Origin of the sequence: Amycolatopsis xylanica (genome assembly GCF_900107045.1) — a bacterium.
Classification (GTDB): Bacteria; Actinomycetota; Actinomycetes; order Mycobacteriales; family Pseudonocardiaceae; genus Amycolatopsis; species Amycolatopsis xylanica.
Map to the genome: position 1 here is coordinate 200,102 of NZ_FNON01000007.1, position 17,564 is coordinate 217,665.

8 protein-coding genes are annotated in these 17,564 nt (G+C 70.2%); 2 read left to right on the forward strand and 6 right to left on the reverse strand.

Annotated features, from left to right (window positions below):
* Positions 1-5: 5 nt before the first annotated feature.
* Positions 6-3,584 (forward strand): cobaltochelatase subunit CobN, encoded by a 3,579-nt coding sequence (cobN, locus tag BLV57_RS30385; RefSeq protein WP_091294566.1) that lies wholly within the window; start codon positions 6-8, stop codon positions 3,582-3,584.
* Between the two features lie 107 nt (positions 3,585-3,691).
* The gene (locus BLV57_RS30390) at positions 3,692-4,897 is read left to right on the forward strand and encodes a chitinase (RefSeq protein ID WP_091294568.1); all 1,206 of its coding nucleotides are present in this window, start codon (positions 3,692-3,694) and stop codon (positions 4,895-4,897) included.
* Positions 4,898-4,950: 53 nt separating this feature from the next.
* On the opposite strand, the gene BLV57_RS30395 is transcribed toward BLV57_RS30390, so the two are convergent.
* From BLV57_RS30395 to BLV57_RS30420, 6 genes are all read right to left on the reverse strand, one after another.
* Positions 4,951-6,456, reverse strand: coding sequence for a DUF6345 domain-containing protein (locus BLV57_RS30395; protein WP_091294569.1), 1,506 nt, complete (start codon positions 6,454-6,456; stop codon positions 4,951-4,953).
* A gap of 9 nt (positions 6,457-6,465) precedes the next feature.
* Complete coding sequence (locus BLV57_RS30400) at positions 6,466-9,258, reverse strand: hypothetical protein (RefSeq protein WP_091294571.1); 2,793 nt, start codon at positions 9,256-9,258, stop codon at positions 6,466-6,468.
* Positions 9,255-11,507 carry a hypothetical protein gene (locus BLV57_RS30405; RefSeq protein ID WP_091294572.1) on the reverse strand — a complete coding sequence of 751 codons (2,253 nt, stop codon included), beginning with the start codon at positions 11,505-11,507 and terminating at the stop codon, positions 9,255-9,257. The genes BLV57_RS30400 and BLV57_RS30405 overlap by 4 nt, the downstream gene beginning before the upstream one ends.
* A gap of 523 nt (positions 11,508-12,030) precedes the next feature.
* The gene (locus BLV57_RS44050) at positions 12,031-15,825 is read right to left on the reverse strand and encodes an nSTAND1 domain-containing NTPase (protein ID WP_091294574.1); all 3,795 of its coding nucleotides are present in this window, start codon (positions 15,823-15,825) and stop codon (positions 12,031-12,033) included.
* Positions 15,826-15,828: 3 nt separating this feature from the next.
* Entirely contained in the window at positions 15,829-16,554 is a 726-nt protein-coding gene (locus tag BLV57_RS30415) for a nucleotidyl cyclase domain-containing protein (protein WP_245757577.1), read from the reverse strand.
* Between the two features lie 60 nt (positions 16,555-16,614).
* Positions 16,615-17,556 carry a hypothetical protein gene (locus BLV57_RS30420; RefSeq protein WP_143047180.1) on the reverse strand — a complete coding sequence of 314 codons (942 nt, stop codon included), beginning with the start codon at positions 17,554-17,556 and terminating at the stop codon, positions 16,615-16,617.
* Positions 17,557-17,564: the final 8 nt, after the last annotated feature.

Here is a 17,564-nt window from a genome sequence, read left to right on the forward strand (position 1 = left end):
ACGCTGTGATCCTGCTGCTGTCCACATCGGACACCGACCTGCTCAGCGCCCGATCCGGCGAAGCCGAGTGGCGCCTCGCCAACCCGGCCCGGCTCGACCTGGCCGGCCTGCCCGCGCTGCTCGACGGCGTGAAGATCGTGGTCGTCCGCATCCTCGGCTCCGAGCGGGAGTGGCAGGAGGGTCTCGACACCGTCCGCGCGAGCGGTGCGCATGTCGTCGTGCTCGGCGGCGAGCAGACCCCGGACGCCCAGCTCATGAAGCTGTCGACGGTCCCGGCCGGTATCGCGGCCGAGGCGCACGCGTACCTCGCGCAGGGCGGCCCCGAGAACCTCACGCAGCTGCACCGGTTCCTCTCGGACACGCTCCTGCTCACCGGCGACGGCTTCGAACCGCCCGCCCAGCAGCCGCTCTGGGGTGTGCTCGACCGGCCGGAACCGGGCGACGCGACCGGCCCGGTCATCGCGATCCTCTACTACCGGGCGCACCACCTGTCCGGGAACACCGCCTTCGTGCACAGCCTCGCCGACGCGATCGAGGACGCGGGCGGGCGCGCGCTGCCGATCCACTGCGCGTCGCTGCGCAGCCGCGAGCCGGAGATGATGGCCGAGCTGGCCAAGGCCGACGCGCTGCTGGTCACCGTGCTCGCCGCGGGCGGCACCCGGCCGTCCGAGGTCGGCGCCGGTGGCGACGACGAAGCCTGGGACGTCGCCGAGATGGCGGCGCTCGACATCCCGATCCTGCAGGCGTTGTGCCTGACCAGCGACCACGAGACCTGGGAGGCCAGCGACGACGGCCTCTCCCCGCTCGACGCGGGCAACCAGATGGCCGTGCCGGAATTCGACGGCAGGCTGATCACGGTCCCGTTCTCGTTCAAGGAGATCGACGAGGACGGCCTGCCCCGCTACGTCCCGGACGCCGAGCGCGCGTCCCGCGTCGCGAACATCGCGCTCGCGCACGCCCGGCTGCGCCACACCCCGCACGCCGAGCGCAAGATCGCGCTCATGCTGTCGGCCTATCCGACCAAGCACTCGCGAGTGGGCAACGCCGTCGGCCTCGACACGCCCGCGTCCGCCATCAAACTGCTGCGCCGGATGCGCGACCTCGGCTACGACCTGGGCGACCAGCCGTTCCCTGGTGTCGAGCCGACCGGCACGGACCAGCCGGACGGCGACGCGCTGATCCACGCGCTGATCGAGGCCGGCGGCCAGGATCCCGAGTGGCTCACCGAAGAACAGCTGGCTGGCAACCCGATCCGCGTGCCCGCCGCGCGGTACCAGGAGTGGTTCGACAAGCTGCCCGCGGATCTGCGCGAGGGCATGGAAGAGCACTGGGGTCCCGCGCCCGGTGAGCTCTACGTCGACAACGGCGATATCGTGCTGGCGTCGCTGCAGTCCGGCAACGTGATCCTGATGATCCAGCCGCCACGCGGGTTCGGCGAGAACCCGGTGGCGATCTACCACAATCCGGATCTGCCACCGAGCCATCACTACCTCGCCGCGTATCGCTGGCTCGAGGAGGAGTTCGGCGCGCACGCCGTGGTCCACCTGGGCAAGCACGGTTCGCTGGAGTGGCTGCCCGGCAAGACGGCCGGGCTCTCGGCCTCGTGCGCGCCGGACGCCGTGCTCGGCAACCTGCCGCTGATCTACCCGTTCCTGATCAACGATCCCGGCGAGGGCGCGCAGGCCAAGCGCCGCGCGCACGCCACGATCGTCGATCACCTCATCCCGCCGATGGCCCGCGCCGAGAGCTACGGCGACATGGCGCGGCTGGAGCAGCTGCTCGACGAGCACGCCAACATCGCCGCGATGGACCCGGCGAAGCTGCCCGCGGTCCGCGCCCAGATCTGGACGCTCATCCAGGCCGCCAAGCTCGACCACGACCTCGGCGTCGAGCAGCGGCCGCACGACGCGGAGTTCGACGACTTCCTGCTGCACATCGACGGCTGGCTCTGCGAGGTCAAGGACGCGCAGATCCGCGACGGCCTGCACATCCTCGGCGAGGCGCCGACCGGTGAGGCCCGTGTCAACCTCGTGCTCGCCATGCTGCGCGCACAGCAGATGTGGGGCGGTCAGCAGGGCGCCGTCCCAGGTTTGCGCTCCGCGTTGGGGTTGAAGGAGAACTCCGACGCCCCGCTGTCCGAAGTGGACGCGATCGAGCAAAAGGCGCGCGCGCTGGTCGTCGCGATGGAAGAGCGCGGCTGGGCGCCCGAAGCGGCCGCCGAGGTGCTCGATCACCCCGACGAGCAGGTCGAGAAGGTGCTGCGGTTCGCGGCCACCGAGATCGTGCCCCGGCTGGCGGGGACCGAGGGCGAGATCGACGCCGTGCTGCACGCGCTCGACGGCGGTTACATCGCGGCCGGGCCCAGCGGTTCGCCGCTGCGCGGGCTGATCAACGTGCTCCCGACGGGCCGCAACTTCTACACGGTCGACCCGAAGGCCATCCCGAGCAGGCTGGCGTGGGAGACCGGGCAGGCGCTCGCGGACTCGCTGCTGACCCGCTACCGCGAGGACAACGGCGACTGGCCGCGTTCGGTCGGCCTGTCCGTCTGGGGCACGTCGGCGATGCGCACCTCCGGCGACGACGCGGCGGAAGTGCTGGCGCTGCTGGGTGTCCAGCCGATCTGGGACGAGGCGTCGCGCCGGGTCACCGGCATCGAAGCCATCCCACTGGCCGAACTCGGCAGGCCGCGCGTCGACGTGACCGTGCGCATCAGCGGCTTCTTCCGCGACGCGTTCCCGCACGTCATCACCCTGCTCGACGACGCGGTCCAGCTGGTCGCCGGTCTCGACGAGTCCGACGAGGACAACTACGTCCGCGCGCACACCCGCGCCGACCTGGCCGCGCACGGCGACGCGCGCCGCGCCACCACCCGGATCTTCGGCTCGAAGCCGGGTGCCTACGGCGCCGGGCTGCTGCCGTTGATGGACTCGGGGAACTGGCGCGGCAACGCCGACCTCGCCGAGGTCTACGCGGTCTGGGGCGGCTTCGCCTACGGCCGCGGCCTCGACGGCAGGCCGGCGCGCGAGGACATGGAGAACTCGTACAAGCGGATCGTGGTCGCGGCCAAGAACACCGACACCCGCGAGCACGACATCGCCGACTCCGACGACTACTTCCAGTACCACGGCGGCATGATCGCGACCGTGCAGGCGCTCACCGGCACCGCGCCCGTGTCCTACGTCGGCGACAGCACCACCCCGGACGCGGTCCGCACGCGCACGCTCGGCGAAGAGACCGCGCGCGTGTTCCGCGCCCGCGTGGTCAACCCGCGCTGGCTCGCCGCGATGCGCAAGCACGGCTACAAGGGCGCGTTCGAACTCGCCGCCACGGTCGACTACCTGTTTGGCTTCGACGCGACCGCGGGCGTGGTCGGCGACTGGATGTACGAAAAGCTCACCGAGTCCTATGTGCTCGACGCCGAGAACCAGGAGTTCATGCGCAAGGCGAACCCGTGGGCGCTGCGCGGGATCATCGAGCGGCTCACCGAGGCGGCGGACCGCGGCCTCTGGGCCGAGCCCGACGCCGGCCTGCTCGACCAGATGCGCGAGGTCTACCTGAAGCTCGAAGGCGACCTCGAAGGCTGACGGTATGACGGGATAAAGCGGGCTTTATCCCGTCATACCGGGCACTTTTCTTGACTTTCGCATTGGTCTAGTCCAATGCTGTCGAGTACTCGACAGCAGGAGGACAGATGCAACGAAGCAGACTGGCCGCCGTCGGGCTCGCCGCCGTCCTCGCCGGAACCGCCGCGACGCTCGCCGTCACCACCAACGCCCAAGCCGACACCGAGGCGTTGGGCAGCAATTGGTACGCCTCGGCCCCGTATCTGATGCCCGTCAGCAACAACCCGCCCGACCCGGTCGCCGTCATGGCCGCCACCGGCCAGAAGGCGTTCCAGCTCGCGTTCATCCTCGCGCCGAACGGCGGCGGCTGCTCGCCGACCTGGGACGGCGTCTCGGCCGTTTCGTCCGACACCGCGGTCGCCGGGGTGATCAGCCGGATCCGGGGCGCTGGCGGTGACGTGTCGGTGTCCGTCGGCGGGTACGGCGGGACGAAACTCGGCCAGACCTGCGGCAGTGTGTCCGCGACCGCGGCCGCGTACCAGCAGGTGATCACCAAGTACGGCCTGAAGGCGATCGACTTCGACCTCGAGGAGCCGGAGTACGAGAACGACGCCGCCATCGCGAACGAGCTGGGCGCGGCGAAAACGTTGCAGGCCACCAATCCCGGCCTGTTCGTCTCGGTGACCATGCCCGGCACCGCCGCGGGCACCGGCTGGTTCGGCACCCTGCTCATCGACAAGGCCAAGTCGATCGGGTTCACCCCGGACAACTTCTCGATCATGCCGTTCGACGGCGGCTTCAACGGCGGCTCGTCGCAGGTGTCCGCGCTGGAGGCCTTTCACGGCCTGCTGATGAACCACATGGGCTGGGACAGCGCGACCGCGTACGCGCACGCGGGTTTCTCAGGTATGAACGGGAAATCCGACGTGTCGGAGATGTTCTACGTCGCCGACTTCCAGACCGTCTACGACTACGCGGTCGGCCACAAGCTCGGCCGCTTCACGTTCTGGTCGGTCAACCGGGACCGCCAGTGCGTCGGCACCACCGACAACGGTGTGTGCAGCAACGTCCCGCAGAACGACTGGGACTTCACGAAGTTCAGCACCCGCTTCGCCGGCGCGACCCCGCCGACCAGCACCCCGCCCACGACGCCGACCACGTCGAACCCGCCGGGCAGCTGCACCGCGGCGGAGTGGCAGAAGACGAGCGTCTACACGCAGGGCAACGTGGTCGCGCACAACGGCCACAAGTGGACGGCCAAGTGGTGGACGCAAGGCGAGGAACCCGGCACCACCGGGCAATGGGGCGTCTGGACGGACAGCGGCCCCTGCTAGCAGGTCGTGAGTGTTCCGGCCGGTTAGAACCGGCCGGAACACTCACGACTCCCTTATGCCGTAACGGGAACCTGGACGCGGTAGCGCTTGACCAGGCCTTCGCCGCAGTCGACGCGGACCGTGCGCGACGCGACGACGTCGGCGTACGAGCCGCTCAGGTCGTAGCCGACCTCGGCGGACCCCGCGACCGTCTCGGCGTCGTTGGCCTCGCCGGTCACCGAGCGGACACGGCGGCGGACCGCCGCGTCGACCGCGTTCTCGACGCCGTCGGCGGACTCCAGGTCGGGGCCCGCGTCGGCGCGTGACCGCTCGATCAGCTCGGCGACCGGCCGCGACGTGTCGCTGACCGAGGTGACCGTGCCGCCGGAGTCGACGCGGACGCGGACCTCGCCGTAGCCGGGTGAGGTCACCGGGATCCCGTTGACCACCTGGCGGAAGGTGACCACCGCCTCGCGCACCTGGGCCTCGGTGCCGGAGCCGTCGGTGCCCGCCGAGGCCACGTGCTCGTAGCGCACCTCGTCGAAAACGAGGTCGACCGCGTCGGCGAGACCGTAGCGCTCGACCGCGCGCTCGGCGGCCAGCCGCACGGTGCGCACGCCGGGGTCGGCGCCCGGCTCGGCCGGGTGCGCGAGCCGCGCCTCCCAGAAGCCGTCCTCGCCGACGGACACGTGCGCGTCCAGCGAAGCCGACCGCGTCGAGAGACCGAACCGCTCCCCCAGCGCGCCGCGCTCGACCGGGGCGGGCGCGTGCAGCCGCGCGACCGCCAGCCGGTCGGGCAGCTCGGCGTTCGGCGACCGGCGCGCGCCACGCGGTTCCGGATCGAACCAGCGCCAGGTGTAGAACGACGGCGTCGCGGCGGTCCGGTCGAACTGCCGCTCGTTGTCGAGCCGGTTACGCGCCTCGACGTCGGTCGCGCCGCACGCCATCACCGACGGCGCCTGGTGGCGGTCGATGCGCCAGCTCGCGTCCATCCAGGCCTTCGAGAACGCCTTGTTCTTGTTCCACTCCTCCCAGAAGTACTTGCCGTAGTTGGGATCGTCGATGCTTTCGGTCTCGAACCCGAACAGCATGCGGAAGCCGCCGTTCGCGCCGTGCCAGGTCTTCACCGGCGTCATGCCGTCGTGCACCCGCAGCGAGAGGCAGGTGGAGAAGAACAGGTAGCGGGCGTTGTTGTCGCCGAGGCGCATCGCGTCGGAGTAGATCCAGTCGGCGCCGTTCCACGCCGCGCCCATCGGCGCCCGGTAGACGCCGGTGTTCCTGTCCATGTCCCCGTGGCCGGAATGGTAGGAGACACAGGACGCGTCGAAACCGAACTGGTCCTGGTAGTTGTCGTAGTTCTTGTCCCACACCCACGGCGTGACGTTCTGGTCCTTGAACCAGAAGTTCGGCGTGGTGAACTGGGCGACGTAGTCGTGGAAGCCCTGCGCGTCCTCGTGGGTGTAGCGCAGGCCGCTCGTGCTGGCGAAGGTCTCGATCGAACAGAAGCCGTACATGTCGGCCGCGGCCGCCGCCGTGGCGCGCAACGGATTCGCCGCCTCCAGCGAGTCCAGTAGTGCCATGGTTTTCTCCTATGTCTTGGAAATCAGGTCCCAGCCGGCCGAGACCACGTTGCCCGCGCGCGCGGTGTCCCACGGCAGCCACGGGCCGGTCACCGTGCTGCCGTCGGCCATCTCCCTGGTGAAGCGCAGCTCGACGCTGTTGGCACGCAGGTAGTCGGTGACCGGCAGGGTCAGCCGCAGCCGGACCTCCCGGGTGTCCGGGAAGTCACCGCCGACCTCGACCGGGTCGGCCGCGTGCACCCGCGCGCCGACGTGCAGCCGCTTGATGCCCCGCGCCGCGTGGTCGGTCAGGTCGACCACCACGAGGTCGGTCTGCACGTCACGGACGAACACGCGCAGCTCTTCGACCTTCAGCGGGCCACCGGCCGGCACGCACCGCGGCCAGGCCTGTGCGACCCCGGCGGGCACGGTGACCTGCAGTGCCGCGCCCGGCGCGATGGTCTGTCCCGACGCGACCGTGCCACGGGCTCCCGCCACGGTGAAGGTCAGCAGCTCCGGCACGGTGACCGCCCGCTCGATCCGGTTGGTGAGCGTCACGGTCGTGCCGGTGACGGTCGACGGCACCGGCCCGGTGGCGGGCGGACCGGCCACGTACGAGTCGAGCAGCAGCTGCGACGCCACGGTCATGCCGTCCGGCAAGGTGAACGTGACCGTGCCCGAGTAGCCGTTCTTGCCGATCATTTCGAGCACCAGCAAGGTGTTCTCGACCCCGCTGGCCAGTTCGACCCGCAGGTTGTCCCACGCCTGCGGCTGGACCTCGGGCCGCTCCGCATGCCCGGTGTCGGCCCAGCGGTAACTCGCGCCCGCGTTGACCGTGGTGTCCGTCGGGAACACCAGGCGCGGCGGGACCCCTGGCACGGCATAGGAAATCAGCCGGTACTCGAGATCACGCCGCACGTCCGGCGCGAGGTCCGGCTGCAACGCGGCCGTGAGGTGATACCGGCTGTCCTCCGGCTTGGTGCCGAGCACCGCGTAGACGACCACGTCGGGCCGGAACGCCCTGCCGTTCGGGTCGTCGGCCGGGAACCGGGTGATCCGGTAGCGGGCGGGCACCACGAGGAACTGGCTCGGCTGCTGCAGCGACCGGAAGACCTTGCAGTGCGTGCCGAAGTCGGTGGCGAGATCGGTGATCTCGGCGTACTGCTGCAGGTTCACCTCGCCGAGGCGCAGCGCGTCCTGGCAGCCGATGATCCGCTCCCCGTCGGCGAACTGCTGCCGATAGCGGCCTTTGTAGGTACTGCACGGGAACAGCGTGGTGCTGTGCTGCCCGACCTCTTCGGTGGTCACGTGCCATTGCTGCCGGGGATCGGCCTGGATCGGCGGCGGGTCGCCGCCGTCCTGCAGCGCGATGCTCGGCCCGTGCCCGTCCACCGCTTCGACCGCCCGGCTGCCCGGTTCCGCCGCGCGGAATGCCGCGTCGCCCTTGTACGTCGATTCGTAGGAGTACGAGACGACGAACTCCGCGGGCCTGCTTTGGAAGCCCGGTGCGGAAAGCGCGCCGTACGCCAGCCGTACCCAGTCGTCGAGCAGGTCCACCTCCGCGGTCCAGACGGTGCCCGTCAGGCTGATCCTGGCGCCGAACGGCTGAGTGCGGGTCTGCCCGGTGGCCGCGTCCTTGAAGGGGACGTACAGCGTCATCGACGGCGAGCCGGTGAGCAGCGACCGCATGTTCGCCAGCGGGGCCCCGCTGGCGGCCGCCGCCTCTTCGGCGGTGGACTGGCTCAGCCGGAAGGTGACCTTGCCGGTCAGCCCGCCACCGGCGCGCTGCGCGAACGTGAACAGGAACCCGGCGCCGTCACGCGGGCTGTCCGCGGCGGTCGGCAGCAGCCGGAACTGCGGCTGATACCAGCGGACGTTGGCCCGTGCCGCGTCGCGGGGGTACAGCCCGTCCCACGCCAGCGGCAGCTGGGGCGCGGGCGGTGGGGGTGGCGGGCCGGGCGGGCGCCGCGTCGCGCGGGCACCCGGGGCAGGCTCGTCCTCCCCCAGCACCACGTAGCGGACGTAGCGGTCGTCGCCGGTCCCGGTGAGCAGCCCGCCGAGCACGTCGGAAAGCGGGGTGCGCCAAGCGGTTTCGGCACTGCCCGGCACCGTGGTGGTGACCGTGACGTCCATCGGGAACCCGGCGCTCGGCGCCGCCTTCAGCGAGTACCGGTTCGCCGGGTCGGTGGCCGGGAGGTCCGGAGTCTCGCGTTTGACCAAAAAGGACATCGCGCGCAGCCAAGCGGCGGCGACCGCGTCCTTCGCCTCCTCCGGCACACCACCGGGGAAGTCGGTGCCGTCGATGGACACCAGCACGGTGCCGTCGCCGAGCAGATAGGTGAGGACCGCGTACACCTGGGCGTGGCGGAGTTTGCCGTCGGCGTCGGCCATGTTCGCCAGCCTGCGGTGCACGTCGAGCCACTTGCCGCGCAGGCGGACCGAACGTTTCGCGCCCGCGGTGCCGTACGTGCCGCGCACGGTGATCGCGAGGCTGCCCGGCTTGCCGTCGAGCGCGTCGAGGACCGCCAAAGTCCTTGGCACGTCGAGGATCATGCTCAGGGCGAGCACGGGGTCGCCGCCCGCGCCGGACGCCTTGGCCAGCTCGGTGTCCCCGTCGGCGAGCACGGCGTCGACCGTGCGGAAGGAGGTGGCCGCGTCAGCCACCGACAGCTCGAACCCGCACTGGCCGTGCTCGACCAGGTGCCGGACGGAGGTCTCGTCCGGCCGGGGCCGCCGGGACAGCGCGACGGTCAGGCCGAAGACCGGCCTGCCGTCGCCGTCCCGGCGAACCCGGGGTGCACTGCCGATGGCGGTGGTGCTCACGCCCCCGCCGGGGAGTACGACTCGAACACCGACTCCTCGGCCTCGGCGGCCACGGGAGCGTCGGCCGAAGGGGCCGCGGAAGGCGAGTGCCAGCCGTTGCCGTCGGCCTCGACGCCGTTGGCCTCGCTGACCGGCAACTCCGGGTTGGCGGGCAGCGAAGGCCGGTTCGCGGCGACGGGCAGCGCCGGCATCTCGCTGCGCGCGACCAGGCTCTTGGTGGTGACGCCCTCGTCCTCCGGCGTCGGCACGGTCACCATCAGCGGGCCGCTGGCCGCGGAGTCCTGCCACGGGCCGGTCCACTCCATGCCCTTGGTGAAGATGCTGCCCTTGACGATCACCTTGACCTGGTACTTGAACCTCGGCATGAAGTCGGGCTGCCCGGTGAAGAGCATCCAGAAGCGGGGTTCGTACTGGTCGCCGTAGGCCCAGCTGAACTTGACCGGCGCGCGCTCGGTGCCGTCCGCCTTCTTGCCCTGCGCCTGGAAGGTGACCTCGACGAACTGCTTCGGGGTCTCCAGGTCGACGTTGAGCCCGATCGGCCCGACGGCGAGCCCGCCCACCTCGTCGACGCGGACCTCGAGGTTGATCTCGTTGGTCAGCGTGCCCAGCTCACCGGGGTCGAGGTCGACGACGTTCTTCTCGATGTCGACCCGGACGTTCGGGTTCTCCAGCGGGCTCGGCGGCTCGGTGAAGTGGACCTTGCGCTTGACGAAGGTCTTGTCCGGCGTCCAGCCGGCCGGCGCGTTCTGCACGTCCGCCGCGCTCTTCATCTCGACCGCGGTCGACCAGTTGGCCTTGGCCGGGTCGTCGGTGCGCTGGAACAGGTGGCCGTCCCACTGCACGACGCCCGCGGTGTTCGGGTACCCGATCTGCGCCGACAGCATCGCGCACGGCTGGCCGACCCACTTGCGGGCGGCGTCCGGCCAGTTCACGATCGGCACGACCGTGCGCGAGACCTTGCGCTCCCAGTCGGACAGGTACAGCGTGGTGAAGTACTTCTTCTCGTTGGCCGGGTCCGCCTTGATCTCGTCGTAGAGACCCTGCAGCTGGCCGCTGATCGGGAAGTCCTGGAAGTACGCGATCTCGCGCTTCTCGTGGTACTCGAGGTGCAGGTGCGTCTTGTCGCGGCGCAGCTTGAACGCGGCGCCGCCGCCGAGCCCGAGGAAGCCGCCGCTGGCCTTGGCTGGCTCCTCGTTGAATGCGGGCGGGTCGAAGATGACCTTCTGCGCCTGCTCCATGAACTTCTGGAACACCAGGTCACTGCGCTTCTCGATCTGCTCGGTCAGTTTCGCGGCGTCGGGCAGCGTGGTGTCGACGAAGCAGTTGACGGTGATCGTGCCGTCCTGGCGCATATTGTTGAAGGCCGCCTTGATGTCGGCCGACCAGAACCAGCCGCCACCGTGCGCGGCCGCGGAGAAGTGATCCTGGATGCGGTCCCAGTCACCCACGATGTCGAGGGTGATCACCGGGCTGACCACGCGCAGCTTGAGGTTCTGCCAGACACTGAAGCCGCCGGTGCCACCGTGGAACGAGGTCCACACGAGCGCGGCGGGCAGGCTGCCCATCAGGCCGGAGTAGGCGTTGTGCGCCTCCGGGGTGACCGAGCCGGGGCCCTGCCCCTGCATGTGGACGTACCACGGGTCGAGGTTGCTGGCCCGCAGTTCCCCGTCCCGCGGCACGGACCGCGGCGCCTTCCGAGACACGACCCCGGACGCCGACTGGATGGCGGGCGGCAACCCCCGGCTCGCGGCAGGCGCACCCGGCGGGGTGACGACGGGAACGGAGCCGTCCGGGTTCGGCGAAAGGTTGGTCACGGTGGTGGTGTTGCTGACCACGGGCACCGGCCGGAACACGGGCTGGACGTTGTTGCGCCACCCCCACCAGCGGTTGGAGTTCCCGCGGTACATGTCGATGATCTGCTGCTGGGCCTCCTTCATGAGGTTGCCCGGAGGCGCCGACGTGGTCGAGAACCCGAGCAGGCCACCCGTCACCTCTTCCTTGCCCGGCACCCCGACATGCGTGCTGTCGCCGCGCACCCCGACGAAGTGGATCATCGAGAAGATGTAGTCGCCGGTGTCCCCGTTGCGCCTGGCGAGGCGCACCTCGTTCGGCAGGTAGTAGTAAACCGGCGCCTTGCCCTCGGCCTGCAGCTCGTAGTTGTGCGCGTCAGGCAGGAAGTTGATGGTGTAGCCGCTCTTCGTGATCGGTGAGATGCCAGCGGCGTACAGCGGACCTACCGGATCAGCCATTGAAATTCCCCACTACTGATGATGTGAAACCCCCAGGCGGAACAGCCCCTTGCTGCGCCCGGCCTCGAGAATGCCCGGCCGGGCTTGGACACTGAACCGTCCAAAGTGCACGAAGAGGTGCGAACGGAACGACCGTCCCATGGGGCAACACAAAGGACAGTCCCCCTTGGACACCGGAGTGCGCCTTCTGCCCGGGGGGTCGTGAGTGTTCCGACCGCTTATTGAGGGGGAACGCAAAGGTGGCGTGACTGTCGGCTTGGGCTCGGGGGTCGTGAGTGGTACCGCCGGTTCTAACCGGCCTAAACACTCACGACCCCCGAGGGACCCGCCTCGCAGTCGGCGGGCTTGGGTCAGGGCCTCCCTCACCCGAACCCACCGAGTCAGGGCCTCCCTCACCCGAAATATCGGGTGAGGGAGGCCCTGACCACCTGCAACCGGGTAAGGAAGGCCCTCACCCAGCCGCATCGGGCACGCCACATTTGCCCTTCCCCTCAATAGAACCGGCCGTACCACTCACGACTGCTTAGCCCGTGGGCTGGCAGAGGTGGCCGGGCGGGGCGGAGGCGGGCAGGGCGGCGCGTTCGTCCGGGGTGAAGTCGCGGTAGCCGATGGCGCCGCACAGCTTGGGCATCCAGCTGGCAGGGTCGAGTGAGAGCGTGCCGCCGATGCCTTTGTCGTCCGCGTAGAGCACGGTCTTGCCGTCACTTGAGAGGTCGATGAAGTAGTACGGACTTCCCTGCCCACTGCCGTTGGGATGCCCGAACTCGTAGCTGTCGACCGGCGCCTGCGACCCGATCTGATGGATGCGGATCGAGTTGTTGGCGGCGATCACGAAACGGCCGTCGCCGCCAAGGAATCGCGCCACCCACGGCGTCGAGTTGATGCCGGTCAAGCTGTGGAAAGGCCCGAGCTCCCTGCGTGACGGATCTCGGCGCCAGAGTTCGACGACCGACGCCTGCCGCAGCAGAGCGAAATAGCGGCCGCCGGCGTCGAACTGGATGCTGATCAGGTCGGGCGTGGTCTCCACGGTCGTCGTCGTGCGGCCGGTGATCAGGTCGACGATCCGGACGACGGGGTCGCCGGAGATGACCACCGCGACCTGGTTGGCCGCCGGATAGGGGCCGACCGAATTGATCTCACCCCCGGGCGGCAGCACGGCGCGCGCGTCCCAATGTGCGATCTGGTCCCCGGTTCTCGGGTCCCAGGACTGCACCTGGGTGTCGGCGACGGTCAGCAGGTTCCCGCTGTGGTCGAAGTAGTAGCCGAAGTTGTTGTCCGGCTGCTTGTGCCCGGTCGCGAGGTAGTCGCCGACCGTGGTCGGTGGCGGGCTGGTCGGGCGCGCGGTGGTGATGCGGGAGACCTCGCGCAGGCTCTCGGTTTCCCTGACCACCACCACGTTCGAGCCCTCGCGGTTGACGAGCAGCGTGCCGTCGCCACTGAGCCCGAGCGTGTTGCCGTCCGGATCCCAGGCGGGCTGCGGCGCGGGCGCCCTGGCCAGCAGCCGGTCGTCGTCATCGTCAGCCGGGCGCAGCTGGAGCGAGCCGTCCTTCAGCAGGCTGATCGTCTTCGCGCCATCGCGAGTCAGCACCTGGGTGACGACGGACAGCGTCCTCGTGCCGGGTGGCAGTTCGGTATAGGTGAGCTGCGCGGTATCCATGTAGGCCACCAGAAGCTTGTCACCTGACGCGATCAGATCCGTGATCGGAGTGGCGAGGCCGGGCAGCTGGATGCCGGAACTGAGCTTGGCTCCCCGCACCAAATCCAGAAGACTTCCATCTTCGTCCTTCACCAGTACCCGCCGTCCATCCGCGTCCAAGCCGACCAGTCCGCAATGGACCGACTTGGTCGGATAAGGGCTGCCCAGCGCGGCGCCATCAGCAACCCGTACAAGCTGGTATACGGACTGGTCATCGCCCTGTGGCAGGCAGGTCGCGACGGCCGTCCGGTCGCCGGACATCAGGAATTGCCGGTCCTGGGCCCGGTCCAGCACGGCCCGCGACAGACCGGTGCTCAGGTCGACGGCGACGAGGCCGTAGTCACGCTGCTCGCCCACGGTCTTCACCAGCAGCGTCCGGTCGTCCGCGCCGATCCAGAGCCCGTTGACGGTGCCGGGCGGTGCGGCGAGTTCGGTCTTGACCCCTGTTTCCAGGTCCCACCACACGAGGCGGTCCTTCATGCCGACCGCGATCATCCTGCCGTCCGCCGAGAGCGCCGCCGCGTCCTGCGGCGCGTTGTAGAACACCGTGAAGCCCGCCACCTTCGGCAGCCGCCGCACCGGGCCGGTGGTCCCGTCCACGCCGACATCGAACCAGCCAGGTGTCCCCGTCTCGTCGATGAACGCGGCGCGTTTCCCGTCCGGGGCGACCATGCTGTAGACCACGTACCCGGCTGCCAGCGGCTCGGCACGCACCGTCCCGGTGGCGGCGTGGACGAACAGCGTCGAGCGGCCCATGTCCGTGCTGGCGAACACCACTTCGCCGTCCCGGCTCGTGTGCGACACCTTGAGCTTGCCCGATAGTCCGGAAAGGACCTTCGTGGACTGGGAATGCTTGAGGTACTCACGCAAAAGCTGATTGCGCGCCTCCTGCGTCGGTGCCGTCCGGTATGCGGCGAGAGCGGTCATCACCGACAACGCCGGGTCGGAGGTCGCGACGTCCTGCGACGCCTGCGCCAGCGCCCGCGAGTCGGCGAGCACCTGCGCCTGATCACGTTGCCGATTCGTGTACCAATAAAGCGCGCCCAACACGAGCGCGACCACGACGACCAGCGCCAGCCCGGAACGCAGCGCCAGTCGCCTGCGAGTCTGGGTGCGCTGTTGCGCATAGGACCTGTCGAGGTAGTCGCGCTCGGCCTCGTTCAAATCACCACCGTGCGCGGGCAGCCATTGTCGCGCGACCGCGAGCCGGGTTCCCCGGTACAGCAACGAAACATCGCGACCGCCGCGCCGCCACGACTCGGTGTCATCGGCGATCTGCTGATGCGCGCGCAGCCAGTCGCGGTCGGCGCCGATCCACTCCCGCAGGCGTGGCCAGCTGGTCAGCAACGCCTCGTGGGTGACTTCGACCGTGTCCTCTCGCTGGGTGAGCAGCCGCGCCTGGGTGAATACGGCCAGTACAGCCAAAGTGGCCGCGGGATCCGCGCTCGCGGCCAGCAGACCGGCACGCGAAACGCTGCGGCGAACGTCTTCGGTGCCTTCGCCGATCCGGATCAGCCGGAGGAACAGCGCGCGGGCCACCAGCCGTCCGGCGGCGTCGAGGCCGTCGTGCACGCGGTCGGCCGTGGTGGCGATGGCGTGCTGGATGCCGCCCGCGTCCTGATAGCCCCGTACCGTCAGGGTCGAGCCGTTGCGCTGCTGCCAGCAGACGCGCAAAGCGTGCGCCAGCAACGGCAACCGGCCCGCCTCGTAGCCTGCCTCGCGGTCGGCGCCCGCGTTCGCCGTGGCGCCGAGGTCGCGCAGCAGCAGTTCGACCAGGCCGGGCTCGATCTGCAGTCCGGCGGCCTCGGCCGGGTAGAGGATCGCCTCGCGCAGTTCCGGCTCGGACATCGGCCCGACCACCAGCGGGGCGTCCTGCAACGCGGCACGCAGCCGGGGCCGGTCGGCGCACGCCGGGTAGAAGTCCGCGCGCACGCCGATCACGACCAGCCCGGCGTCGGACTCCGCCAGGTGGACGAGCAGGTCGATGAACACCCGCCGCTGCCGGTCGTCGGCGCACAGCGTGAACAGTTCCTCGAACTGGTCGACCACCACCACGACCCGGGTGTCCGGGCCGCCGCTGGGTCCGCGCGACGCCCGTGCCAGCATCGGCACGCACCGGCGCGGATCGGTGGTGAGTTCCTCGACGGTCGCGACCACGTCGCCGCCGGTCAGCGCGGCGAGATTGGCGGCCAGCACCCACAACGGGTCGGTGGTCGGCGTCAGCACCAGCTTCGGCCACCGGTCCGAGCCCGGCAACGCGGCGCGGTCGAGTGCGGGCAGCAGCCCGGCCCTCAGCAGCGACGACTTCCCCGCTCCCGACGGTGCCAGCACCACCTGGACACCGCCGCTGTCCAGCCGCCGGTCGAGGCGGTCGATCAGCTCCGCGACGAGCCCGTCCCGCCCGAAGAACCAGTCGGCCTGCTCCGGCCCGAACGCGGCCAGTCCCGGATACGGGCACTCCGGCACGGGACCGCCCGCGACCGTCCGGCGCCGGGCACGCACGCCATCGCGGTAGTAGATGTGCTGATCCCGGGCCGCGAGCTGGATCCGCGCGTCGCCGGAAGCGTGTGCCTCGAGGTGGATCCCGCGCAGCGGCGTGGTCGGCGGGTCGCTGGGCTCCATCGGTCACCTCTCGGTGATGTGCTGATCCCGTGCCGCTTGGTAGACGCGGCCGCTGTCCGAGGCGGTCGCGGTCATCGTGATCGCCGCGCCGGGCGGCGGCTCAGCTTCGGCCGTGCCCTCAAGAGCCGTGCCCTCAAGGTAAGGATGATCGGGCAAGGAGACCCACGCGATCGTGGTGGTCTCCTTGACCGCCACCCGTACCGGCCGGAACGTCGCCGCGTCGAGGACCGCGCTGTTGCGCACGACCTCGTCGTAGAACCACCCCGAGGCGATCAGCGCCAGCACACCGGGCGATTCGGCCAGCGCCTTCTTCACCGCGGGCGCGTCCAGCAGCCGGAACGTCAAATTGACCGAGCCCGCCGTGACACCGTGGTCGTCGAAGGTGACCTCGCCGGCGTGCAGCGCCATCCGCAGCCGGATCCGCTCCTCGGGCGGATGGTTCGCGTTGTGCGCACGCAACTCCGCGACCACCGCGAGCGGCAAGGTCTCGACGAACGGCCCCTTCGGCGTCTCCGCGGGCGCGAGCAGGAACACGCCGTCGCCGCGATCCTCGCGATGGCAGTCGTCCCACGACAGGCCCGCCGCCCGGAACGCTCGCTTGACCGCGCGGTACATCCCGTCGCGCACGGCCACCTGGTGCGGGGTCGTTCTGCGGTGATCCCCGAAGCCCCGCACGTCGACGGCGAGAATGGTCCGGTGCACGGCGAGTGGCGTTCTGATCTCGGACACTCCGCGATGCTGGCAGCAAAGCGACGCGGCGTATGCGTCATCTGACGCATAGCGCGCGGGTCATCCCCGGAGGAACAGGACGACCTTCTTCGAGGGCGGCGGCGTGATCCACGGACCGGCGTTGTCGTCGAGCAGCACACCCGCCGGATCCACGGTCAGCTCGGCGCCCGCGAAGTCGTCGGGCAGCTCGAACAGCATGACCCGGTCCGCGCTGGGCTTGGCGTACGCCTTGGCCCCGCCGGGCAGGTCGAGCGTGAAGGCCTCCGGCTGCCGGAAGCTGCCGGGCCTGCCCGGCCCGTCGACCGTGAGGCGCAAGTCCGTGCACTCCAGGAAGATCCGGTGATCACCGGCCCAGCCCGCGGCGGCCGTCCACGGTTGCAGGTAACAGCTCCGCTTGCCGAAGTCGATGCCGACCTCGACCTCGCCGGTGGCGACCGTGCCCTTGCCCGCGGTGCGCGCGTCGCCCAGTTCCACGACGCGGGGGCGGTAGAAGCCGACCGGGTTCTCCGGACCGCGGATCCCGGTGCGCAGGTTGTAGCTCAGGGGACGCCCGGCGTCGAGCACCTCGAGCAACGCCGACTGTCCTTTTCGGACACTGACAAGCAGGGAGTCACCGCTGTTCGGCTGGCGTGCCAGCACTTTCCGCTGCTCGCCCACGCGGACCGCGGCGATCACCGGCATCGGCGCACCCGGTACCGGTACCGGCTCGAACGCGGGTTCCCTGGTGCCGTAGGCGATGACGAATTCGTAGCCGTCGGCCGCGTGTTTGCCGCCGAGTTCCGGCGGCAGGTCCGAGCGGACCTCGACCGCGCTGAACCCCAGGCTGAAATGCGGGCCGACGAACGCGCCGACGGCCGCGTCCAGCCGGGTCGCGCTCGCGGGCGGCTGCAGCGGCCTGGCGCTGAGTTCGAGGTAGTCGGCCGCGGCCGCCGGGACTTCCTCCGCGCAGGCGCCGGCGAACAGCACCAGCACAGCGGCGAGCCCGGCGGCACGACTTCTCATCCGGCTAT